This window comes from Flavobacterium lacustre (assembly GCF_027474525.2).
GTDB lineage: Bacteria > Bacteroidota > Bacteroidia > Flavobacteriales > Flavobacteriaceae > Flavobacterium > Flavobacterium lacustre.
On record NZ_CP114882.2, the window covers coordinates 1,251,345 to 1,274,450 of the forward strand.

19 protein-coding genes and 1 tRNA gene are annotated in these 23,106 nt (G+C 34.0%); 14 read left to right on the forward strand and 6 right to left on the reverse strand.

Translation table 11 applies throughout. The annotated features are described in order from the left end of the window. Nucleotides 1-9: 9 nt before the first annotated feature. From O6P34_RS05570 to O6P34_RS05585, 4 genes are all read right to left on the reverse strand, one after another. Nucleotides 10-1,194: an efflux RND transporter periplasmic adaptor subunit gene (locus O6P34_RS05570; protein WP_269686337.1), complete on the reverse strand. Its 1,185-nt coding sequence runs from the start codon at nucleotides 1,192-1,194 to the stop codon at nucleotides 10-12. 23 nt (nucleotides 1,195-1,217) lie between these two features. Next, nucleotides 1,218-2,585, reverse strand: a complete 1,368-nt coding sequence (locus O6P34_RS05575; protein ID WP_269686338.1) for a TolC family protein — start codon at nucleotides 2,583-2,585, stop codon at nucleotides 1,218-1,220. A 10-nt stretch (nucleotides 2,586-2,595) separates the two neighbouring features. Then, nucleotides 2,596-3,192 carry a TetR/AcrR family transcriptional regulator gene (locus tag O6P34_RS05580; protein ID WP_269686339.1) on the reverse strand — a complete coding sequence of 199 codons (597 nt, stop codon included), beginning with the start codon at nucleotides 3,190-3,192 and terminating at the stop codon, nucleotides 2,596-2,598. A 95-nt stretch (nucleotides 3,193-3,287) separates the two neighbouring features. After that, the gene (locus tag O6P34_RS05585; RefSeq protein ID WP_269686340.1) at nucleotides 3,288-3,809 is read right to left on the reverse strand and encodes a YceI family protein; all 522 of its coding nucleotides are present in this window, start codon (nucleotides 3,807-3,809) and stop codon (nucleotides 3,288-3,290) included. 236 nt (nucleotides 3,810-4,045) lie between these two features. Between O6P34_RS05585 and O6P34_RS05590 the strand changes: the two genes are divergently transcribed. From O6P34_RS05590 to O6P34_RS05600, 3 genes are read left to right on the forward strand one after another with little or no spacing between them, the layout of a single operon-like run. Then, the gene (locus tag O6P34_RS05590) at nucleotides 4,046-5,020 is read left to right on the forward strand and encodes a polyprenyl synthetase family protein (protein ID WP_269686341.1); all 975 of its coding nucleotides are present in this window, start codon (nucleotides 4,046-4,048) and stop codon (nucleotides 5,018-5,020) included. Nucleotides 5,021-5,024: 4 nt separating this feature from the next. After that, nucleotides 5,025-5,789: a hypothetical protein gene (locus O6P34_RS05595; protein ID WP_269686342.1), complete on the forward strand. Its 765-nt coding sequence runs from the start codon at nucleotides 5,025-5,027 to the stop codon at nucleotides 5,787-5,789. A gap of 3 nt (nucleotides 5,790-5,792) precedes the next feature. Next, the gene (locus O6P34_RS05600) at nucleotides 5,793-6,149 is read left to right on the forward strand and encodes a hypothetical protein (RefSeq protein ID WP_269686343.1); all 357 of its coding nucleotides are present in this window, start codon (nucleotides 5,793-5,795) and stop codon (nucleotides 6,147-6,149) included. A gap of 3 nt (nucleotides 6,150-6,152) precedes the next feature. On the opposite strand, the gene O6P34_RS05605 is transcribed toward O6P34_RS05600, so the two are convergent. Continuing rightward, on the reverse strand, nucleotides 6,153-6,692 hold the full coding sequence (locus O6P34_RS05605) for a hypothetical protein (RefSeq protein ID WP_269686344.1): 540 nt from the start codon (nucleotides 6,690-6,692) through the stop codon (nucleotides 6,153-6,155). Between the two features lie 119 nt (nucleotides 6,693-6,811). Between O6P34_RS05605 and O6P34_RS05610 the strand changes: the two genes are divergently transcribed. From O6P34_RS05610 to O6P34_RS05630, 5 genes are all read left to right on the forward strand, one after another. Continuing rightward, entirely contained in the window at nucleotides 6,812-9,586 is a 2,775-nt protein-coding gene (locus O6P34_RS05610; protein WP_269686345.1) for a 2-oxoglutarate dehydrogenase E1 component, read from the forward strand. A 6-nt stretch (nucleotides 9,587-9,592) separates the two neighbouring features. Beyond that, complete coding sequence (locus O6P34_RS05615; protein WP_269686346.1) at nucleotides 9,593-10,180, forward strand: hypothetical protein; 588 nt, start codon at nucleotides 9,593-9,595, stop codon at nucleotides 10,178-10,180. A 67-nt stretch (nucleotides 10,181-10,247) separates the two neighbouring features. Beyond that, nucleotides 10,248-11,474 carry a 2-oxoglutarate dehydrogenase complex dihydrolipoyllysine-residue succinyltransferase gene (odhB, locus tag O6P34_RS05620; RefSeq protein WP_269686347.1) on the forward strand — a complete coding sequence of 409 codons (1,227 nt, stop codon included), beginning with the start codon at nucleotides 10,248-10,250 and terminating at the stop codon, nucleotides 11,472-11,474. Between the two features lie 86 nt (nucleotides 11,475-11,560). After that, nucleotides 11,561-12,796: a TCR/Tet family MFS transporter gene (locus tag O6P34_RS05625; RefSeq protein ID WP_269686348.1), complete on the forward strand. Its 1,236-nt coding sequence runs from the start codon at nucleotides 11,561-11,563 to the stop codon at nucleotides 12,794-12,796. Between the two features lie 517 nt (nucleotides 12,797-13,313). After that, nucleotides 13,314-16,754, forward strand: coding sequence for a T9SS type A sorting domain-containing protein (locus O6P34_RS05630; protein WP_269686349.1), 3,441 nt, complete (start codon nucleotides 13,314-13,316; stop codon nucleotides 16,752-16,754). A 79-nt stretch (nucleotides 16,755-16,833) separates the two neighbouring features. Here O6P34_RS05630 and O6P34_RS05635 read toward each other — a convergent pair whose 3' ends face one another. Next, nucleotides 16,834-17,274, reverse strand: coding sequence for a retropepsin-like aspartic protease (locus O6P34_RS05635; RefSeq protein WP_269686350.1), 441 nt, complete (start codon nucleotides 17,272-17,274; stop codon nucleotides 16,834-16,836). A 130-nt stretch (nucleotides 17,275-17,404) separates the two neighbouring features. Here O6P34_RS05635 and O6P34_RS05640 point away from each other — a divergent pair, with 130 nt between their 5' ends. From O6P34_RS05640 to O6P34_RS05665, 6 genes are all read left to right on the forward strand, one after another. Further along, nucleotides 17,405-18,184: a TatD family hydrolase gene (locus O6P34_RS05640; protein ID WP_269686351.1), complete on the forward strand. Its 780-nt coding sequence runs from the start codon at nucleotides 17,405-17,407 to the stop codon at nucleotides 18,182-18,184. Nucleotides 18,185-18,249: 65 nt separating this feature from the next. After that, a complete protein-coding gene (locus O6P34_RS05645; protein ID WP_269686352.1) occupies nucleotides 18,250-19,386 on the forward strand; it encodes a 1-acyl-sn-glycerol-3-phosphate acyltransferase in 1,137 nt (378 codons plus the stop codon). After that, nucleotides 19,376-20,404, forward strand: coding sequence for an asparaginase (locus tag O6P34_RS05650; protein ID WP_269686353.1), 1,029 nt, complete (start codon nucleotides 19,376-19,378; stop codon nucleotides 20,402-20,404). Before O6P34_RS05645 ends, O6P34_RS05650 begins: the two co-directional genes overlap by 11 nt. A gap of 56 nt (nucleotides 20,405-20,460) precedes the next feature. Further along, a tRNA-Ser gene (locus tag O6P34_RS05655) sits at nucleotides 20,461-20,545 on the forward strand. A 250-nt stretch (nucleotides 20,546-20,795) separates the two neighbouring features. Continuing rightward, nucleotides 20,796-22,040 (forward strand): site-specific integrase, encoded by a 1,245-nt coding sequence (locus O6P34_RS05660; RefSeq protein ID WP_269686354.1) that lies wholly within the window; start codon nucleotides 20,796-20,798, stop codon nucleotides 22,038-22,040. Between the two features lie 103 nt (nucleotides 22,041-22,143). Then, nucleotides 22,144-22,980 (forward strand): RteC domain-containing protein, encoded by an 837-nt coding sequence (locus O6P34_RS05665; RefSeq protein WP_269686355.1) that lies wholly within the window; start codon nucleotides 22,144-22,146, stop codon nucleotides 22,978-22,980. The last annotated feature ends 126 nt before the right edge of the window (nucleotides 22,981-23,106 follow it).

Consider the following 23,106-nt stretch of genomic DNA (forward strand, 5'->3'; position numbering starts at 1 on the left):
GTGTCCTAATTAGAAATTTAATTTCATTCCGTCTGAAATAGTGTTTACACCTTCCGTAACTACGATATCATTTGCAGATAATCCGCTTAAAATTTCAGTTGCGTTATTAGAAGATTGTCCTACAGTAACGATAACTTTTTTAGCAACTCCCGAAGTAGCGGTAGCGTTTGTAACGATGTAGACAAAGTTGTTTTTCTCGCCATCTTCTTGAACTACATTTGTAGGAACTACAATTGCGTTTTTAGAAGTATAATCTACAATTTTAAGTTTTGCTACTTGGTTTGGTCTTAACAAGTTTTCTTTGTTAGGTACTGAAACTTCAATGCTGAACGTTCTGTTGTTTGGATTGATGTTATTAGCTACTTGTCTAATTCTACCAGTGTAGGTTTTGTTTAATGAAGTTAAATACACATCAACATTTGTTCCTGTATTTAGTTTTCCAATGTAGGTTTCTGGTACTGATGTTGAAACATACATATTATTTAGATTTACAATTCGCATTAATCCTTGACCAGGTCCAACTACTTGTCCTCTTTCGATTAAAGTTTCGTCAATTACACCTGAAAAAGGAGCTATTACTCTAGTTTTTGCTAATTGAGCATTAATTTGAGAAACTGCTTTTTGTTGGCTTATCATATTTGTTTGTGCTTGAAGATATTGAATTTCTGAACCAATTTTTTGATCCCACAAACGTTTTTGTCTTTCAAATGTAGTTTTTGCTAATGCTAATTGTGATTGAACTTGTGCTAATTGTTGGCTCAAACCACCATCATCAATTATTCCTAATACCTGACCCTTGCTAACTCTTTGTCCAGCAGTTACATTTAATGAAGTTAGTATTCCTGAGAATTGAGGATAAATAATAAGATTCTCTTTTGTTTGTACATTTCCTTGAACTTCAAGATAGTGACTAAAAACAGTGTCTTTTACAGTAACTACAGAAACTAAAGCTTCTTCAACTTTAGCTGTTTCTAAAGTTGCTAAAGCTGCATCAATTTGTGTTATTTGAGCTTGAAGTTCCGCTCTTTTTGCTTTGATTGAAGTAAGATTTTTTGAAGCTAATAAAGTTTCAATATTAGTATTAGTTTCTTTATCTGAACACGAGATTAAGAAAACAGATAGTGCGGTGAATAATAGTATTTTTTTGGTCATATTTATAGTATTGATTTTTTGGAATTTTTGCGTTGATTTCATAAGTATATCTTTTATGTTGCTCATTATATTTTGTTTATTACTTTTTCTAAGCTGGCTTTTTTATTGATAATTTCAACCATCGTTTGTAAGTATTTTTGTTGTGCGGCATACAGTTGACGTTGCGCATCATTGAAATCAAAACTAGAAGATAATCCTTCTGTAAATTTTATTTGCTGTTTTTTCTCAATGCGTTCAGCTAGGTTCAAATTAGTTTTTGCTGTTTCGTACTCTTCAATGCTGAATTCATATTCACTTTTTGCATTGGCATACTGCAATTTCAATCTTTGCTCTGTTTCTGTTAATTGTGTTTTTGCTTTTTCTAAAGCTATTTTAGCTTGTTGTGTTCTGGCAGTTCTAGCTAAACTGCTGAATATTGGAACGTTTAAGCTTATTCCAAGATTAGAATAGTTAAGCCATTTTTGGTTTTGAGTAAAAAACTGGAATTGATTTCCGAATGCATTGTATCCAAAATTTACATTAGCCGATAATGTAGGTAGCGCTTTGCTTTTTTCTAATTTCAGTTCTAACTCTTTTTGTTGTTGAAAGTTTTGAGCCATTTGGTAATTAATGTTATTTCCAACAATAAAGCCAGTTTGTGAAAAAGCCATATCTAGATTACTAATAGTCAAATTGTCTAACTTATCTGTTAGTTTTAAATCAGCGTCAATATCAATCCCTAAAGCTATTTTTAGCATTTTATACGAAACGTCTAACAATCTTTTGTTATAGTTTATATTGCTGTTAATTGAAGTAAGAGTGATTTGAAGTTGTTCTACATTCTCTTCTTCAATTAATCCATTTTTAAATGTTTCTTTAGTATCAAACAGTGTTTTTTCTAAAGTTGCCTTATTTTTCTCAAGAATAATAATTCCTTCTTCGGCTAATAAAACATTTCCATAGGCATTGATAATCATTTCTTTAGTGTCAATGTCTGTTTTTAGTTTCGCATTTTCGTAATATTTTAAATACGTTTTTGAAGCTTGTAAAGCAACAATATAAGAACCGTCAAATAACAATTGACTCAAGGTTGCTCTAGCGGTCATATTGTGTCTAGTTCCAAAAGCTACTTCCAAAAATTCTCCTTTGTTCCCTCCAAAAAATTCGGCTGGAATTAAGGATTTTTGCAGTTCAATATTGTTTTGATAATCTAAACTACTGTTTATCTGTGGTAATCCCATCGCAGTAGTTTCCCATTTTTTCTTTTTGGCAGATTCTATATCACGACCCGCATTAATAGTACTGTAGTTATTAATCAAAGCGTGTGTTATAGCTTGTTCTAAACTAAAACTATAGGTTTTTGTTGTTTGATTCTCTACATTAGTGTTATTCGATTCTTGTGATTTTGCTGTTATTACAAAAGCTAAGAAGGTGATTAATAGTATTTTTTTCATTGATCAATGTTTATATATTAAAGTGTTGTATTTGTTTTTCTAATTCGACAACTCCGTTTGGCGTTGCCATTGCTCTGGTATGGTATTCTAATGCTTCAAATTCCAGTCTGTTTGCTTCTTTTTCGGAGCTCGTGTTGCCATTTATACTAAAAATTAGGGTGTAGTAAAACTGAACATAAGTATCAACATCAAGGTCTTTTCGATATAATTCTTGTTGAATCCCTTTCTCAATATTTTTTTTGAAAACGGTATTGCATTCGTTAACTTCTCTTGACATTACGGTATCGTAAATTTCAGGATAATGTTTTTTTAATTGATAAACAGGAGATGTATCTCCAGATTTGAACATTTCTTTAAACATTTTTCTGATTTCAAAATTTTCTTCAATTGCATTATGATTTCTCGCTACAATTGTATCAATACTTTGATGTACCGCTTTGTGTACCGCTTCGGTGCTTTCGGCTATCAGTATTTCTTTATTACAGAAATACTTGTAAATTGTTTTTTTAGAAATGCACATTTCACACGCAATGTCGTCCATGGTAACGCTCTTAAAACCTAGTTTTAAGAAAAGGTCGGTTGCTTTTGATATGATTTTATTTTTCATTTTATTTTTTTCCTTAATGTGTTTCGATTTTTAATAAACTTCGTTACAAATACAAAGGGTTTGGTGTCAAAATAGATTTTTTCTTTTTTTAATGATTAAGCAGTAAATTCTAAATTCGCAATAAGCTTTATGTCTTGTCCGCCAGCTATTCCTCCGGATTGAGTAAAAGAATTGGATGAAAGTCCAAAATCTTTGCGATTGATGTCTCCAGTTATTTCAAAAGCCGCTTTTCGGTCTCCGTTATACGCATTGAAACCAATGAATTCAGCGTCAAGTTCTACTACTTTTGTTATGTTTTTGATGGTTAAATTTCCTTTTAAAAAATTGATATTCTTATTTACTTTTTGGAACGACGTTGATTTAAAACTGATAATTGGATATTCGTTGATGTCTAAAAAATCATTTAATCTTAAATGCGTATCTATATGTTCCAGTTTTGTTTCCTTATTATTTACATTTAATGAAAATTCTATTGATGCATCTTCAATTTCATTGTTCCTAATATCTACATGTCCCTTAAATTTATTAATTGTTCCGGCTAAGTAGGCGATTATTGAATGTCTCATTTTAATCAAAACATCCGATTGGCTTGAATCAATTTTCCATGTAGTTTTCATAATAATTAGGGCTTTGTTTGGGTTCTGGGTTCTTTTTTGAAAGAAAAGAGACCGTTTTGATTCTTTTAATTCGGTGCAAATATAAATAGGAAACTTTGAATACCAAAATAGTTTCCAATGTTTTTTCAATTATTTCATGTTGGCATGACACTAACTTTAAATTAGAGCTATTTTTAAAACTTATAATTCATAATGGAATCGTATATTTGGCCTTTTCCAAATTTGAATTCTATTTTATGCATTCTATTTACCAGTATCAGCAATTTATTTCGGATTATTTACAATCGCAATACACCATCAAGGAGCCTAAGAACTTGTATGAACCCATACATTATATTTTAGACCTTGGAGGCAAAAGAATGCGTCCTGTTCTGACTTTAATGAGTGCGGAAGTTTTTGATGCCGATTATAAAAAGGCTTTGCCGGCTGCTTTGGCGGTAGAAGTTTTTCATAATTTTTCGTTGGTTCATGATGATATTATGGATGCTGCGCCTTTGCGAAGAGGTAACGAAACTGTTCATGAAAAATGGAATATCAATACTGCTATTCTTTCGGGAGATGCGATGTTGATTTTGGCGTATCAATATTTTGAGCAATACGAACCGACAGTTTTCAGGGATTTGGCAAAATTATTTGGTAAAACAGCATTAGAAGTTTGTGAAGGACAACAATGGGATGTAGATTTTGAAACCCGAAAAGACGTTACCATTCCGGAATATCTCAAAATGATCGAATATAAAACCGCTGTTCTAGTTGCTGCGGCAATGAAAATGGGCGCAATTGTAGCAGAAACATCATGTGAAAATGCCAATTTAATTTATGATTTCGGATTGAATTTAGGATTAGCATTTCAGTTGCAAGATGATTATTTAGATGCTTTTGGAGATCCTGAAACCTTTGGAAAACAAGTTGGAGGAGATATTATTGAAAACAAAAAAACCTATTTATACCTTAAAGCTGTTGAGTTTGCCAGCCCGCAAGAAAGAGAAAAATTATTGTATTTATTCTCTAATCATCCGGACGACAGCACCAATAAAATACAAGAAGTTAAGGAGATTTTCAATGCAACCGGAGCTTCAAAAGCTACACAGCAAGCGATTCAGGATTACACTTTGAAAGCATTTGAAACCTTACAGAAAATCAATATTGATAACGAGAAAAAAGACAAATTACAGTCTTTTGGCGAGAACTTGATGGGAAGAAAAGTCTAGTCCCATGTTAGTTTTTAATAAGCCGGATTCTTTTGGGTATTCCATAAACAACTACTTTTTTACTGGCGAAAATCAGCCTGCGCAAAAGCGGATGTTTTATGCGCTGTTCTTTACTATTTTTACTATTATTGCGCTTGGAATTGATTCTGTTTTTTTTACAAAACACTATTTTGATGCCAGACAAATAACTAATCTTTTGGCGATAGTTTATTTCTCACTCTTTTTCTTTGCTTCGAATTCGCATCTGAGGAAATTGATGTTTGTCATGGTTTTCCTTTCGTATATCGGAGAATTGATTTTTTGCAAATGGTTAGCAATGTATGCGTATCGCTCGAATGATATTCCGTTATATGTGCCTTTTGGCCATGCAATTGTATACGCTTCGGGCTATGTTTTTTCTGAAAGTTCTTGGGCGATTAAAAATGAAAAAGGTTTAAGGACGTTTTTTGCAGTTTTTTTTATAGCCCTTTTTTTGTCCGTTGGTGTATTTCTCAAAGATATTTTTTCGATGCTGTTTGGCGTTTTGTTTTTTTTACTTTTAAAAAGAAAACGTTGGCAAAACTTGTATTATTTCATTGCACTATGTGTTATTTTTATAGAATTAGTGGGCACTTTTTTTGGGTGCTGGAAATGGGTTCCTAAGATATTTGGCACAATTTCTGCGGTAAATCCGCCAATGGGAGCCGTGTTTTTCTATGCAGGAGGTGATGTCCTTTTGGCTAAAATAGTTGCTGTTTGGGAAAATAAAAAATTAAAAACGATACTGTAATTTATGAATTTTATCACGCCAAAATCGACAGACTTATTGCTTTCTGAAGCCGAAACGGAAAATTTATACCTTAAATTAATTGAACAAATTAATAAGGATTTTAATTTGGCAAACGAAGGAATTGATCTTCCTTTAAGTCTTTTGCCCAATGAAATTAAGTTGCAACTGCATGAAAAAATATACAGGCTGATTCAATATAAATTTGCCGAATACCTCAATTTGCTTTACATTATTGATGTTTCCGAAGAGGAAATAAAAAAGCTGGACGGTTCAGATCTGGTAATTTTAGCTGAACAAGTCGTTTTTTTGATTCTAAAAAGAGAATGGCAAAAGGTTTGGTTTCGCAATAAATACAAATAAAATTTAAAAATAAACCCGAACAAATGGCATAAAAGCGTCGCTGTAAATGCTTTTGTTGTCATCGTGCAGTACGTCATAACGGGCGCCAATAGTAACGTTTCCGGATCGATATCCTGCGCCAAGATGCAAGGCAGTATTCCAGAAATTATCAGATTCTAAATAGATGTAGTCTGTATTTATTCGTAATTGTTCTAACTCTGCTGAAAGTTGAATTTGCGGAATCGGATTTATTAAACCGATTAAGCTGCCGCCATACGTATAGGATTTGTAATAGTTTTTTGAAGAAATGTACCCGCCTTGAAGACTCATACCAAGGGCAAAAGTTTCATTAAAATTATAAATCGCACTCGGTGATAAAGCAATATCAGTATATCCGGAACCAAAACTTAACCCGATACCACCACCAAATTGTACTTTTTCCCAAAAATCATCAGAAGAAGTCGAGCGATAAGAATTTTGTTGTGCCCATAATGATGTGAAAAAAAATAAGCTTGCGAAAATTAAAAAAGGTTTCGAAACGGCTAAAAAATGATTTTTTTTCATGATTATGGGATTAATTTAACAAATATTAACGTAAAAGTAAGTAAAAAACTGAATTAAATATATTCCTTTATTGTACTTTTGTCCATCGATTTAACAAAAAAAGTACATTCACAACTATTATGGATAGGTTTTCATTTTTAAACGCAGCACACACCGAATTTTTTGCACAATTATACGATCAATATTTAGAAAATCCAGACAGCGTTGAGCCAAGCTGGAGAAGTTTTTTTCAAGGTTTTGACTTTGGAATGGCAACTTATAATGACGAAAATCCAGTAACTTACATTGCAAATGTAGCGTCTGGAAATGTTGAAAGCACCCTTGTGTCAGAAAAACTTCAAAAAGAATTTAATGTTTTGAAATTAATTGATGGCTACAGATCTCGTGGGCATTTGTTTACTAAAACCAATCCGGTTAGAGAACGAAGAAGTTCGACTCCAACTTTAGATATTGAAAATTTTGGACTTTCGAAATCCGATTTAAACACGGTTTTTGATGCTGCAAAAGTGATTAAAATCGCGCCTTGTTCGCTACAAAAGATTATCACTCATTTAGAAACTATTTATTGCCAACACATCGGGGTGGAGTATATGTATATTCGTAAACCTGAAGTGATTGATTGGATTCAAAATAAATTGGGTGTTAATGACAATCAGCCTAATTTTTCGGTTGACGAAAAGAAAGCTATTTTAAATAAATTAAATCAAGCCGTTTCTTTCGAGAATTTCTTGCATACAAAATACGTAGGTCAAAAACGTTTTTCACTTGAAGGGGGAGAATCTATTATTCCTGCGCTTGACGCTTTAATTGAAAAAGCTGCAGAAAAAGGAGTAGAACAGTTTGTGATGGGTATGGCTCACCGTGGACGTTTGAATGTTTTGGCCAATATATTTGGTAAATCTACACAAGATATCTTCGGAGAATTTGATGGTAAAGATTACGATCAGGAATATTTTGATGGTGATGTAAAATACCATTTAGGGCTTACAGCCGATAAAAAAACAAGCACTGGAAAAAGCATTAATATCAATTTAGCGCCAAATCCTTCTCATCTTGAAACAGTGGGAGCTGTAATTGAAGGGATTACCAGAGCAAAACAAGATAAATATTTCCCGGATGATTTTTCTAAAGTATTACCAATTGCCGTTCACGGTGATGCTGCAATTGCAGGTCAGGGTATTCTTTATGAAATTGTACAAATGGCGCAACTTGACGGCTACAAAACCGGAGGTACGATTCATATCGTAATCAATAACCAAGTTGGTTTTACAACAAATTATTTAGACGCTCGTTCTTCTAAGTATTGTACAGATGTTGCCAAAGTAACCTTATCGCCCGTTTTACACGTAAATGCAGATGATGCAGAAGCAGTTGTTCACGCCATGTCATTTGCATTAGATTTCAGAATGCAATTTGGATGTGATGTATTTATAGATTTATTAGGATATAGAAAATACGGACATAACGAAGGTGATGAACCTCGTTTTACACAGCCTGTTTTATACAAAATCATTGCAAAACATCAAAATCCAAGAGATATTTATGCGGCTAAACTATTAGCAGAAGGAGTAATTGGAGATACTTTTGTTAAGGATTTAGAAACAGCCTATAAACAAGATTTAGATGACAATCTTCAAGCATCACGTAAAAAAGATTTGACGATAATTACTCCGTTTATGAAAAATGAATGGAGCGGATTTGAACAAGTTACCGATACGCAAATGCTGCAAAAAGTAGATACTACTTTTTCTAAAGATGGACTTACGGCAATTGCAAATGTGATTTGTAATCTACCGGAAGACAAGAAATTTATCAGTAAAATTCAGAAACTAATCAACGACAGAAAAACAATGTTTTTCGAAACCAATAAGTTGGATTGGGCTATGGCCGAACATTTGGCATATGGTTCACTTTTAACCGAAGGATACGATGTACGTATATCTGGGCAGGATGTGGAACGTGGAACTTTTTCTCACCGTCATGCGGTTGTTAAGGTAGAAGATTCAGAGGAAGAAGTTACTCTGTTGAATAATTTAGAAGGGAAAAACGGAAAATTCAATATTTTCAATTCGCTTTTATCAGAATATGGAGTTTTAGGTTTTGATTATGGATATGCTTTAGCGAATCCAAAAACACTAACAATTTGGGAAGCACAGTTTGGAGATTTCAGTAATGGAGCCCAAATTATGATTGACCAATATATTTCTTGTGGAGAAGACAAATGGAATAATCAAAACGGTATTGTTTTATTATTGCCTCACGGATATGAAGGGCAGGGAGCGGAACACTCTTCGGCAAGAATGGAACGTTATTTACAACTTTGCGCCAGACATAATATGTATGTTGCAGATTGTACAACGCCAGCCAACTTTTTTCACTTGTTGAGAAGACAAATGAAAACTACTTTCCGTAAGCCACTTATTGTGTTTACACCAAAGAGTTTATTGCGTGATCCAAGAGTAGTTTCTTCTGTTGAAGAATTTGCAACAGGTAGTTTCCAAGAAACATTCGATGATGAAACAGTGAATAAAGCCGAGGTGAAAACACTGGTTTTCTGTACCGGAAAATTCTATTATGACATCACTGCCGAAAGAGAAAATAACGGTCGTAAAGATGTGGCAGTTGTTAGAATTGAACAATTATTCCCATTACCGGTAGAACAATTAAAAGCGATTATCGCTAAATATCCAAATGCTGATGATTATGTTTGGGCACAAGAAGAACCAAAAAACATGGGAGCTTACAGTTACATGTTGATGAATTTTGATTTGGTGAAATGGAGATTAGCTTCGTTAAAAGCATATTCCGCACCGGCAGCAGGAAGTTATACTCGTGCAAAACGTCGTCAGGCAGATGCTATCAGAATGGTTTTTGATAAAAATTTATTTAGATAGATTTATATGAAAAAAGTACTTTTAATAGTCGTAGTTTTATTTGCAACAGCAATGTATTCGCAAGATCTTAAGAAGCCTAGTGAAGGAAAATCATTAGTTTATTTTGTAAGATCATCTTCGGTTGGTTTTTTAATCAATTTTAAATATTTTGATGGAGAACAATATTTAGGAAAATTCAATTACGGTAAGTACTTAGTATATGAATGTGAGCCTGGGAAACATTTGTTTTGGTCAAAATCTGAAAATTCAGATTATCTTGAAGCGGAACTTGAAGCTGGAAAAGTTTATATAATTGATTCTGAACCTCAAATGGGAGCCATTAAAGCGGCAGTTAAATTAGTGCCTTTTGACAATAATCAGAATAATTATAAGAACATCAAAAAGTACGAAAAGAAAAAAGAAAGTATATTAGAGTCCATTTCAAAGTCAAAAGAATATACAATTACTACTGAGGAATTAGACGAATCCAAAAAAGATTTAGAGGATTTGGTAAAACGCTCTATAGAAAAATACACCAAACGAAAAACTAAAGGAGATGTCTTTACTATGATGCCAGCAAATGGTAATTACAGTTCAGATTCGGAAGGTAAATAAGGAATTTGTTTTTACAGTAAATCAAAGGGTATAATAAATTAAAATTCATAATTTAAAAGAATAGAAGATGATTTTAGAAATGAAAGTCCCATCACCAGGGGAATCTATAAAAGAAGTTGAAATTGCAACTTGGTTAGTAAAAGACGGAGATTATGTAGAAAAAGACCAAGCTATTGCTGAAGTTGATTCGGATAAAGCAACATTAGAACTTCCGGCAGAAGCTAGTGGAATTATCACATTAAAAGCAGAAGAAGGTGACGCAGTTGCTGTAGGTGCAGTTGTTTGTTTAATTGATACCAGTGCTGCAAAACCATCAGGTTCAGCTCCAGCCGTTGAAGCTGCTCCAATAGTAGAAGCTCCAAAAGCTGAGGTTAAAGTTGAGGCTCCAAAAGCTGCTCCAGTAGCAACATCATATGCTTCCGGAACTCCTTCGCCAGCTGCCCGAAAAATATTAGACGAAAAAAATATCGCTCCAGCATCAATTCAAGGAACTGGAAAAGATGGAAGAATCACTAAAGATGATGCTGTAAATGCAGTGCCGTCAATGGGAACTCCAACTGGAGGATCTCGTGGTTCTGAACGCACTAAATTATCAATGTTGCGTCGTAAAGTAGCAGAAAGATTAGTTGCAGCGAAAAATGATACCGCTATGTTAACTACTTTCAATGAAGTAAACATGACGCCAATCAATACTTTGCGTAATGAGTACAAAGATGCATTCAAAGCAAAGCATGGTGGAATTGGTTTGGGATACATGTCATTCTTTACAAAAGCAGTTACAAGAGCGTTGCAATTGTATCCGGATGTAAATTCTATGATGGACGGTGATTATAAAATAGGGTACGATTTCTGCGATATTTCAATTGCAGTTTCTGGACCAAAAGGACTTATGGTTCCTGTAGTTCGCAATGCTGAAAACTTGACTTTCCGTGGAATTGAAGCGGATATTAAACGTTTGGCTATTAAAGCACGTGACGGACAAATTACGGTTGATGATATGACCGGAGGAACGTTCACAATTACTAACGGTGGTGTTTTTGGAAGTATGTTGAGTACGCCAATTATCAATCCTCCACAATCAGGAATCCTTGGAATGCACAACATTATTGAGCGCCCTATCGCTGTTAACGGTAAAGTAGAAATTCACCCAATGATGTATGTGGCACTTTCTTATGACCACAGAATTATTGATGGTCGTGAGTCTGTTGGTTTCTTAGTGGCCGTAAAAGAAGCTTTAGAGAATCCAGTTGCATTATTATGTGATAACAATCCTAAAAAAGCATTTGAATTGTAATTCAATAAACACATAAATAGCAAATCCGTTTAGAGCTTTTTCTAAACGGATTTTTTGTTTATTTGTCTTTCCAACCAATACTATTTATGGCGTCAAATAAAAAGCAAGCTGCTATCGGCTTTATCTTCATCACAATGTTAATTGATATAACTGGTTGGGGAATTATCATTCCGGTTATTCCAAAATTGATTAAAGAATTAATTCATGGCGATGTTAGTGATGCAGCAAAATATGGAGGTTGGTTAACATTTGCTTATGCAATAACTCAATTTATGTTTGCTCCTTTAATTGGTAATTTGAGCGATAAATTTGGGCGAAGACCCATAATATTAATTTCGCTTTTTGCCTTTTCATTGGATTATATATTGTTGGCATTTGCCCCAACGATTACATGGTTATTTATAGGAAGAGTAATTGCAGGATTAACTGGTGCGAGTATTTCAACCGCTTCAGCGTATATAGCTGATGTGAGTACGCCAGAGAATAGAGCCAAAAACTTCGGAATGATTGGTGTGGCTTTTGGTCTAGGATTTATAATTGGACCCGTAATAGGAGGTGTTTTGGGGCATTACGGATCTAGGATTCCGTTTTATGCTGCGGCAGTTTTGTGCTTGCTGAATTTCTTATACGGTTATTTTATTTTGCCCGAATCATTATCAAAAGAAAATAGAAGACCTGTTAATTTAAAAAGAGCTAATCCAATTGGTGTTTTTTTTAATTTAAAGAAATACCCCTCATTATATGGATTATTGTTTGCTCTGTTTTTAATTTATGTCGCTGGACATGCGGTAGAAAGTAACTGGAGTTATTTTACAATGTACAAATTTAGTTGGGACGAAAAAATGGTCGGAATTTCGCTGGGCGTTGTTGGAGTTTTAGTAAGTCTGGTTCAGGGAGGATTGATACGATGGACTAGTCGAAAACTAGGAAATGAAAAAAGTATTTATATTGGAATGGTATTATATACTATTGGAATGTTTTTATTTGCTTTTGCTTCAGAAAGTTGGATGATGTTTCTCTTTTTGATTCCGTATTGTCTTGCAGGAATCGCTGGTCCAGCATTGAGAGCTATAATTTCAAATCATGTTTTGCCATCAGAACAAGGGGAAATTCAAGGAACAATAGCGAGTTTAACGAGTGCCGCAACTATTATTGGACCACCAGTAATGTCGAGTCTTTTCTATTATTTTACGCATAAAGGTTCGCCATTTGAATTTGCTGGAATGCCATTTATTCTCGGAGGTTTGTTGATGATGATTAGTGGTATTGTTGCTTATTTTTCGTTAAAAAAGTATGGTGCTTCAAATACAAACATTGATTAAAATAATCAATATTCTTTTGTCTTTCATTAAGAACATGGATTACGATAAGTTTGTGAGGTTTGATATAGATATTTCATTTGTGGTTTCTGGACCAATGGGATTAATGGTTTTATAGTTCGTAATACAGAGAATTTACTTTCTGTGATATTGAATTGGATATTAAACGTTTGCAATTATTATTAGTTGTTGCTTTGTAAAAGTGGTAAATGTTTAATTATTTGTCAATATTTTTACATTTTACATTTTTATTTCTTAAAAAATAAAATTTTATACACTTTATATATGCTGTACTAATGATGATACCTATACATCACCACAACATTTTTTAATAGTCATACCGGTTTATTATATTTGAATAGTTTAAAAAAGCCTATTAAATTTCGTAAAGTCAGTGTTTTAGTATGGTTTTTAACATTTTTAATTTTTGATAACTTCGTATAGTTTTTACATACTTCTTATTTAATTAACGAATTAAATACATTCATAGATTTGGGTTCTAACTAAAAACTCAATTATTATGAAGAAAATTACTTTTATTGCATTAGTTGTATTTTCCTTGATTGGAAATGCTTTTAATGCCATATCACAAAACACAGTAACCGTTAGCGGAAGTTCTGCTTGGATTGGATATGCCAATGTGTTTGGCTTAGACGGAACATCCTACGAGTTTGGTAGCGGATGGGGACTCGCTGATGTTAAGTCGGTAGTCAATATCGGTACAAATTCAGTAACCCTCTATCCTAATTTTAATACCTATGCAAATGCAGTAACTCCTACCGATATTGCTTATTGGCGAAACGGCTCTATTGGTAACAAAATATTTGAAGGGAACACATTTGTTGAAAATGCTGCTTTAGCAGGACAAGTACTTACTTTTTCGGGAAATGTTGTGAGTAATACTTTGGCTTCAGGATATACGGCTGTAGCTTTTATCAAGGGATTAAATCCTGCTACAGGATACAGTGCAGATGTTAATGTTTCGGTGCCTTTAGTGAGTGGTCAAGCTTTTACAGTTACAACAACTACTGCAATTCCTGCAGGATTAATTGTTCAATACGGATTCACAATAAAAGGATTAAATGGAAATCCAGCTAATGAAGTTGCTTTAGGTAATGTAGTAGTTGGCCCTAGTACAAGTGGTTCAACTCCATTAACTCAAATGAGTCTTCCGGTTACTTTTGACGAAACAACTGTAGATTATGGTTTAATAGGATTTGGAGGAGCAGAAGCTTCTACTGTAGTTGAAGATCCAACTTTATCTTCTAATAAAGTGGTAAAAGTGATTAAGTCTGCAGGCGCTCAAACTTGGGCGGGTTCAACTGTTACTGCAGCAGCTGAATTAGGTTTTTCACCTAAAATTCCATTTACGTTAACCGATACAAAAATGAATATTCGTGTTTGGTCTCCAAATGCGGGAATTCAAGTGCGTTTAAAAGTGGAAGATCATACCGATAAAAATATTACTTGTGAAACAGAAGCTACGGTAACAACAGCAAGCGGATGGCAGACTTTAGAATTTAATTTTGCGAATCAAGCTACAGGAACACCAGCTTTAGATGTTACAAAAAACTTTGATAAAGCTTCTATTTTCTTCAATTTTGGAGTTTCAGGAGCTACAGCAGGAGAGAAAACATACTATTTTGATGATGTGAAATTTGGAGCTGCTCCATCTGCACCAGTTGAATTAACTCAAATGAGTCTTCCGGTTACCTTTGACGAGACAACTGTAGATTATGGTTTAATAGGATTTGGAGGAGCAGAAGCTTCTACTGTAGTTGTAGACCCAACTTTATCTTCTAATAAAGTGGTAAAAGTGATTAAGTCTGCAGGCGCTCAAACTTGGGCGGGTTCAACTGTTACTGCAGCAGCTGAATTAGGTTTTTCACCTAAAATTCCATTTACGTTAACCGATACAAAAATGAATATTCGTGTTTGGTCTCCAAATGCTGGAATTCAAGTGCGTTTAAAAGTGGAAGATCATACCGATAAAAATATTACTTGTGAAACAGAAGCTACGGTAACAACAGCAAGCGGATGGCAGACTTTAGAATTTAATTTTGCGAATCAAGCTACAGGAACACCAGCTTTAGATGTTACAAAAAACTTTGATAAAGCTTCTATTTTCTTCAATTTTGGAGTTACAGGAGCTACAGCAGGAGAAAAAACATACTATTTTGATGATGTGAAATTTGGAGCTGCTCCATCTGCACCAGTTGAATTAACTCAAATGAGTCTTCCGGTTACTTTTGACGAAACAACTGTAGATTATGGTTTAATAGGATTTGGAGGAGCAGAAGCTTCTACTGTAGTTGAAGATCCAACTTTATCTTCTAATAAAGTGGTAAAAGTGATTAAGTCTGCAGGCGCTCAAACTTGGGCGGGTACTACAGTTACTGCAGCAGCTGAATTAGGTTTTTCACCTAAAATTCCATTTACGTTAACCGATACAAAAATGAATGTTCGTGTTTGGTCTCCAAATGCTGGAATTCAAGTGCGTTTAAAAGTGGAAGATCATACCGATAAAAATATTACTTGTGAAACAGAAGCTACGGTAACAACAGCAAGCGGATGGCAGACTTTAGAATTTAATTTTGCGAATCAAGCTACAGGAACAGCCGCTTTAGATGTTACAAAAAACTTTGATAAAGCTTCTATTTTCTTCAATTTTGGAGTTACAGGAGCTACAGCTGGAGAGAAAACATATTATTTTGATGATGTGAAATTCGGTGCTGCGCCAGTAGAAACAGGCGGTTTGGCACTTCCTATAGATTTTGAATCATCAACTATTACTTATGCATTCACTGATTTTGACGGTGGTACAGCTACAAAAATTGCAAACCCACAAAGCTCAGGAATCAATACTAGTGCTACTGTTGGACAAATGGTTAAAGGAGACGGAGCTACTTGGGCAGGAAGTTATATTACGATGCCTTCGGCAATTGATTTCTCTACTAAAAAAATATTCAAAGTAAAAGTATGGTCTCCGGTAGCAGGTAAAAAACTACTGTTGAAGTTTGAAGGAGCTGGTGCTGCTTTTGAAAAATTATCGACTGCTGTTACTGCTGCCAATACATGGGAAGAATTAACTTTTGACTTTACAGGTTTAACGGTTAATAATTTGAATAATAAAATCGTCTTGATGTTTGATTTTGGAACTGTAGGTGATGGGTCAGCAAATTCAACGTATTTATTTGATGATATAACACAATCTGCTGCAAGTGGACCTGTTTCGGATCCTGTTACTTTACCTTTAACTTTCGAATCCTCTTCAGTTAATTATAGTTTTATTGATTTTGATGGTGGTGCAGTTACAAAAATTGCCAATCCTCAAAGCAGTGGATCCAATACCAGTGCTACTGTTGCACAAATGGTAAAAGGAGCCGGAGCAGCATGGGCTGGTAGTAAAATCATAATGGCATCTCCTATTGATTTTTCTGTAAATAAAATATTTAAAGTGAAAGTTTGGTCTCCTGTTGCTGGTAAAAAATTATTGTTGAAGTTTGAAGGTGCAGGTGCCGCTTTTGAATTAGAATCAGCTCCAATAGCAACAGCAAACACTTGGCAGGAATTAACGTTTGATTATACATCTGTAGCTGGAGTGAATAATTTGAATAATCAAATCGTCTTCATATTCGATTTAGGAACAGTAGGAGACGGAAGCGCAAATTCAACGTATTTATTTGATGATGTTGTTCAAACGAATACTTTATCAGTTGCTAAATTTGAACGTACTTCTGTTAAGATGTATCCAAATCCAGTTAAAAGCACATTGACAATTGATGCTAACAGCACTATTGAAAAAGTAGCAGTTTATAATCTTTTAGGTCAGGAAGTTTTAGTAAGAAATCCAAAAAGCAATTCTACAACGTTACAAACGGGTGAACTTCAAAAAGGAGTGTATATCGTTAGAACAAATGTTGACGGAAATGTGACGACTTCTAAAATTATTAAGGATTAAATTTGTTTAAGTTAGTGTAGTGTAAAAAGAGCTTCGGATATTTCGAAGCTCTTTTTTTATAGGCTGTTGCCAAAAGGGTTTATTTCAGTAAATACAAATAGTGGTTGTAATAATCTACAATGGCTTTCCCTTTCATCAAGATATCAGCGCCTATTATTCCGTGAACCGGTTTTGCTTTATGTTGTGTCAATGCTTCATTTACATGTGATAAGTCGAAAATAACGAGCTCAAAATCAGAATCTTTCCAAGAGCCTAATTGCAATTGATTTTTGAAAGCAATTTGGGTAAACATACCATTGGCGCCAGCACCGGAAGCTTTAGTTTTAGATTTTTTAGCTTCCAATAAAAAGAAATCGACACTTTCAAAACCCACACAACTGCTGGAAGCTCCTGTATCTAAAATAAAATTTCCTGTGACACCGTTGATTTTTGCTTTTATCAAAAGATGTTGCGTTTTGGTAATCTTAAATTTTATTTTCTTGTATTTTTCTTTTTTAAGAATATCTTGAAGGTCTTTCATGTTTAATTTGGCAAAGATTCACACTATTTTTTTACAAAGATAGTCGAAGGATTTCGGGTATATTAAACTTTATGAAACCATTTTTTTGACAAGTTTTATTCCAGTAAATTTGTACGCTTAAACTTTAGACTTGGAAACAAAAACAATAATCACAGATACCCACACGCATTTATATTCAGAAGAATTTGATCAGGACCGAAACGAAATGATTCAACGTGCAATTGATGCCGGTGTTTCGCGGTTTTTTATTCCGGCGATCGATTCCAGTTGTACAGCATCTATGTATGATTTAGAACGCAATCATCCCGAAAATGTATTCTTAATGATGGGTTTGCATCCAACGTATGTGAAGGATAATTATCTCGAAGAATTGCAACATGTGGAACAGGAATTAGCCAAAAGAAAATTCTATGCGGTAGGTGAAATTGGAATCGATTTGTATTGGGATAAAACCCATTTAAAAGAACAACAAATCGCTTTCAAAAGACAAATACAATTAGCCAAACACTACAAATTGCCTATTGTGATTCATTGCCGGGAAGCTTTTGATGAAATTTTTGAAATTTTAGAAGAAGAAAAATCACCGGAATTATTTGGTATTTTTCATTGTTTCTCAGGAACATATGAGCAGGCTTTACAAGCAATTTCGTATAACATGAAACTGGGAATAGGGGGAGTTGTTACGTTCAAAAACGGAAAAATTGATCAGTTTTTGAGCCAAATCAATTTGAAACATATTGTTCTTGAAACCGATTCGCCATATTTAGCGCCAATTCCTTTTAGAGGCAAAAGAAATGAAAGCAGTTATTTAGTAAATGTTGTTGCCAAGCTGTCACAAATTTATAGTGTTTCCGAAAACGAAATTGCAGCAATAACAACCGAAAATTCGAAAGATATATTCGGGATTTAAAGCAGAATTCACGGTATTTTAATATTTTTTTTGTTCTTTTGTCGTTACTAAAATTGAAAACCAAAATGCAGAAATTTGACGCTATTCGTCCATTTTACGATTCAGAAGTAAACGAGGCACTTCAAAACGTGATCCATCATCCTATGATGAAGGCATTGATGAATTTTTCTTTCCCTGAGGTTGAAGATGAGGTTTGGAAAGAACAACTCAAAAAAACGCACTCTATCCGCGATTTTCAATGTAATTTTATTTACCAATCCGTTCAAAAAATACTTGAAAAAAGTTCTGAAGGCTTGACGACTTCCGGCTTTGAACATTTAGAAAAAAACACCTCTTATTTGTTTATTTCAAATCACAGAGATATTCTTTTGGATACCACATTATTAAATGCAGCTTTGTTTGAGCATGGATTTGTAATGACAGCTTCGGCGATTGGCGATAATTTAGTCAAAAAAACGTTTTTGAGCATATTGGCTAAATTAAACCGAAACTTTTTGGTATTAAGAGGCTTGACGCCAAGGGAGATGTTGCAAAGTTCTAAATTATTATCCGAGTATATTAGGCAGTTATTGTTGCACGAAAACCGCTCTGTTTGGATCGCACAACGAGAAGGAAGAACTAAAGACGGGAACGACGCGACAAATCCTGGGGTTTTAAAAATGCTTGGAATGGCATCGGATGAAACCAATCTGATGAATTATTTTAAGAAAATTAAAATTGTACCCGTTTCCATTTCATACGAATACGATCCGACGGATGTTTTGAAAATGCCTCAATTGATGGCAGAAGCCAATAATGAAATTTACATCAAAGAAAAAAATGAAGATTTCATGACTATTCTGAGTGGAGTGATGGGGCAAAAGAAACGAATTCACATTCATGTAGGTAAAGTTTTAGATTCGGAAATTGATACCATTGCAGCAGAAAATGATAATGGAAATAAGCAAATACAAGCTTTGGCACAAGTTATAGATGATGCAATATTGACTAATTACAAGCTTTGGCCAACGAATTATATTGCTTACGATATTGTAAACAAGACTAACGCCTATTCTCATTTATATACTGAAAACGAAAAATCACTTTTTGAACGCAGATTAGAGATGCGAATTGATCACGACAATCCAATTGCTTTAGAAGGATTTTTGGCGATGTATGCCAATCCTGTCGTGAATAAATTAAAATATACTCATGCCAATTAAGGCAAAAATCCTTTTGATTTATACCGGTGGAACCATTGGTATGAAAAAAGATTTTGAAACCGGTGCGCTTAAGGCTTTCAATTTTAGTAAATTATTGCAAAGAATTCCGGAGTTAAAACTCTTGGATTGCGAAATTGAAACAATTTCTTTTGAAAAGCCAATCGATTCATCGAACATGAATCCCGAAAAATGGGCGGATATTGCGACTATCATCGAGGATAATTATAATTCTTATGATGGATTTGTGGTGCTTCATGGTTCGGATACCATGTCTTATTCAGCATCAGCATTGAGTTTTATGCTCGAAAATTTATCGAAACCGGTAATATTCACCGGCTCTCAATTGCCTATTGGCGATTTGCGGACAGATGCCAAAGAAAATTTAATTACTGCGATTCAAATTGCTTCTTTGCGAGAAAACGGGAATCCGGTTATCAGTGAAGTCTGTCTCTATTTTGAATATAAATTGTATAGAGGCAATAGAACTACAAAGACAAATGCAGAGCATTTCAGAGCCTTTATTTCTCCGAATTATCCACATTTAATTGAGTCCGGCGTACATTTAAAAATGAACAAAGACTTATTCCTGCCTTTAAAAAAGGATTTGAAACTCAAAGTACATAAAACCTTAGATACCAATGTTGTTATTGTTAAAATGTTTCCCGGAATGAGCGAAACCGTTTTGGCGGCCATACTCAATATTTCTAATCTGAAAGGAATAGTTTTAGAAACTTACGGAGCAGGAAATGCGCCTACTGAGGACTGGTTTATTCGTCTTTTGACCCAAGCAATTCAAAACGGAATTCAAGTCGTAAATGTCACGCAATGTTCCGCAGGAAGTGTGAACATGGGACAATATGAAACGAGTTCGGCAATGAAAAAAATTGGAGTGATTTCGGGAAAAGATATTACGACTGAAGCAGCAATTACAAAATTGATGTATTTGTTAGGGCATACTATTGTTCAAAACGACTTCAAAACAGTATTTGAAACTCCTTTGCGTGGAGAAATAGGATAATAATTGGATTTTACTTTTCTAACTCGTTTTTTTTTAAGTTATTTGCAAACCAAAATAGAGAGGTGGCCGAGTGGCTGAAGGCGCACGCTTGGAAAGCGTGTATATGGCAACATATCGAGGGTTCGAATCCCTTCCTCTCTGCTGAATCTCATTCAAAACACTTCAAAACCCCTAAACGCGTATGTTTTTAGGGGTTTTTTAATAAATACTCCTTCAGAACATTCATTAATTCGCAACCCTTAGGGGTACAATTCGGGGCACATTATTTAAGTTGATATTTGTGCCCCGAATAGTATGGAAACCCTAGTAAAATAAGGCAGTTCAGGAAATGAACATCTTGTTGTACTTTGATATTTTAATTAAATTATACTATCAAAAAGGTTACCACAAAATGAAAACAACAATCTCAATTCTCTTTTACTTAAAGAGAGCCAAAGTAAATCCAAAAGGGTTAGTTCCCATTTTTCAAAGAATCACTGTTAATGGGAAACGAATTGACAAAAGTACAGGTAAATATATTGATCCACTTAAATGGTCAGTTGAGGGAGCTAAAATGAAAGGGACTTCGGAAGAAGCAAGAACAGTAAATAGTCACCTAGATATTTTAAAAGCTAAAGTTTTAGATGCTGAAAAGGAATTGCAGCGATATGGTGAAAATGTAGTTGCAGAAAATATCAAAAACAAAATCAATGGTATTGAAGAAAGAGAAAGAATGTTGCTTCAAATATTTCAAGAGCATAATGATAAAATGGAAGTTTTAGTTGGTCAGGAATATGCTGCAGGAACATTAGAACGCTACAAGACCTCATTAAGTCATACTAAGGATTTTATCAAATGGAAATATAGTCTTCAGGATATTAATATTCTTAAAATTGACCATGTATTTGTTACCGAATATGATTTTTATTTAAGAAGTGTTCGTAAATGTGCTAACAATACGACAGTAAAGTATATTAAAAATTTCATGAAAGTTATTAGGATATGTTTGTCCAATGGGTGGATTGATAAAGACCCGTTTATCAACTACAAAGCAAAGACTAAGGAAGTAGATCGATTTTTCCTAACAGAAGAACAGATTCACGCTATCGAAAATAAAGAACTGCACACAACAAGATTGAATCAAGTGAGAGATATTTTCTTGTTTAGTTGTTACACGGGATTGGCTTATGTCGATGTAAAGAATCTGACTAATGAAAATATCAGTTTAGGGATTGATGGTGTAAAATGGATATTTACCAACAGGCAAAAAACAAAAATCCAGTCGAATATTCCGTTGTTACCATTAGCAGAAGAAATGATAAAAAAATATGCAAATAATCCTAAATGTATCAATGAAGGGAAATTAATGCCAGTGTTAAGTAATCAGAGAATGAACAGTTATTTAAAGGAAATAGCCGATTTATGTGGTATCGAGAAAGAACTCACGTTTCATATCGCCAGACATACTTTTGCAACTACCATTTTATTGAGTAATGGCGTCGCCATGGAGAGTGTAAGCAAAATGCTTGGCCATACTAACATAAAAACAACGCAGCACTATGCAAAGATTTTGAACAAGAAAGTGAGTGAGGATATGATGTCTTTAAGAACCAAATTAAGCCAAAAGGAGGCTGAAAAAAACCGTGAAATCTCATAATCCCTCTATTTGAGAATAAAGTAGCTTTTTTTGTATTAAAAATAGAGTTTAAAATCATAATATTTATATTTTTGTAGGAAATAACCAAATATATAGCCCCCGAATGATTTCATTTCAAAACTTATTTCAGGAAGAGTTCTTACAAAAAGCCAACCAATTGCATAATCACAGAAAAGACAGAATCAACAATTCTAAAGAATTTATATTATGGGCAGAACCAAAAATTAAAGAATTGCATTTATGGTTAAAGATGCATGACTTTAAAGATGATCAGGAAGAAATATGTTTTTTTAAAGAGATTAAACCGGATATATTTTCAAAATTAATTTTCCAAAAAGAGGTTTTACGAATTGAAACCAATACTCCAACCGGAAAGCAGCATAGTCGAAAATTTTATGAAGAGGAGTTAAAAAAACTTTCCCAATATCCTCAAAAAGACATTAAATTTTACCACTACTACCGTTCGAATTCCAAAGAATTTGACCGTTTATATTTCACCAGGAAAACTAAAAAAAACATATTAGAAACAGAATGTTTTCAAATCAATTCTGATACAAGACTCTCTACATGTTACGATTACAAGGTCGCCAAAATTATAGCAAATGATAATTTGGTTACATACATAGAAAGCCAAATAAACAGGTTAAAAATGAAAAATAAAGAATCCCAAGAGCCTTATATATCAAAGTTACAATGGTCAGGAACTAAAACAGATTTGGCTGAATTAGTTTATGTCCTACATGCAGGAAAAATAATTGATAATGGCAAAACGGATATAAAAGAAATTGCTACACAATTAGGCAGAACTTTCAATATAGATCTCAACGAAACCATTTACAGAAGTTATATTGATATTAAAAACAGAAAGAATTCCAAAACAAAATTCATTGATACGCTATCCGAAAATTTCAACAAAAAGATTTTTGAGGAAGAATATTAAAAACGCGTAATTCCAATTACAAACAAATGCCACCCGTTTTTTAACAAAAAACACAAAATTCCCAGCTGGGAACGTATTGGTAAAACGCCAATTTCGGACCAAAAAAGGACAAATCCTTGGAATGCA

Excerpts from the sequence above, each read along its gene's own strand:
- O6P34_RS05570 (WP_269686337.1), bottom strand. The coding sequence starts at position 1,194 with ATGAAATCAACGCAAAAATTCCAAAAAATCAATACTATAAATATGACC.
- O6P34_RS05575 (WP_269686338.1), bottom strand. The coding sequence starts at position 2,585 with ATGAAAAAAATACTATTAATCACCTTCTTAGCTTTTGTAATAACAGCA.
- O6P34_RS05580 (WP_269686339.1), bottom strand. The coding sequence starts at position 3,192 with ATGAAAAATAAAATCATATCAAAAGCAACCGACCTTTTCTTAAAACTA.
- O6P34_RS05585 (WP_269686340.1), bottom strand. The coding sequence starts at position 3,809 with ATGAAAACTACATGGAAAATTGATTCAAGCCAATCGGATGTTTTGATT.
- O6P34_RS05590 (WP_269686341.1), top strand. The coding sequence starts at position 4,046 with ATGCATTCTATTTACCAGTATCAGCAATTTATTTCGGATTATTTACAA.
- O6P34_RS05595 (WP_269686342.1), top strand. The coding sequence starts at position 5,025 with ATGTTAGTTTTTAATAAGCCGGATTCTTTTGGGTATTCCATAAACAAC.
- O6P34_RS05600 (WP_269686343.1), top strand. The coding sequence starts at position 5,793 with ATGAATTTTATCACGCCAAAATCGACAGACTTATTGCTTTCTGAAGCC.
- O6P34_RS05605 (WP_269686344.1), bottom strand. The coding sequence starts at position 6,692 with ATGAAAAAAAATCATTTTTTAGCCGTTTCGAAACCTTTTTTAATTTTC.
- O6P34_RS05610 (WP_269686345.1), top strand. The coding sequence starts at position 6,812 with ATGGATAGGTTTTCATTTTTAAACGCAGCACACACCGAATTTTTTGCA.
- O6P34_RS05615 (WP_269686346.1), top strand. The coding sequence starts at position 9,593 with ATGAAAAAAGTACTTTTAATAGTCGTAGTTTTATTTGCAACAGCAATG.
- odhB (WP_269686347.1), top strand. The coding sequence starts at position 10,248 with ATGATTTTAGAAATGAAAGTCCCATCACCAGGGGAATCTATAAAAGAA.
- O6P34_RS05625 (WP_269686348.1), top strand. The coding sequence starts at position 11,561 with ATGGCGTCAAATAAAAAGCAAGCTGCTATCGGCTTTATCTTCATCACA.
- O6P34_RS05630 (WP_269686349.1), top strand. The coding sequence starts at position 13,314 with ATGAAGAAAATTACTTTTATTGCATTAGTTGTATTTTCCTTGATTGGA.
- O6P34_RS05635 (WP_269686350.1), bottom strand. The coding sequence starts at position 17,274 with ATGAAAGACCTTCAAGATATTCTTAAAAAAGAAAAATACAAGAAAATA.
- O6P34_RS05645 (WP_269686352.1), top strand. The coding sequence starts at position 18,250 with ATGCAGAAATTTGACGCTATTCGTCCATTTTACGATTCAGAAGTAAAC.
- O6P34_RS05650 (WP_269686353.1), top strand. The coding sequence starts at position 19,376 with ATGCCAATTAAGGCAAAAATCCTTTTGATTTATACCGGTGGAACCATT.
- O6P34_RS05660 (WP_269686354.1), top strand. The coding sequence starts at position 20,796 with ATGAAAACAACAATCTCAATTCTCTTTTACTTAAAGAGAGCCAAAGTA.
- O6P34_RS05665 (WP_269686355.1), top strand. The coding sequence starts at position 22,144 with ATGATTTCATTTCAAAACTTATTTCAGGAAGAGTTCTTACAAAAAGCC.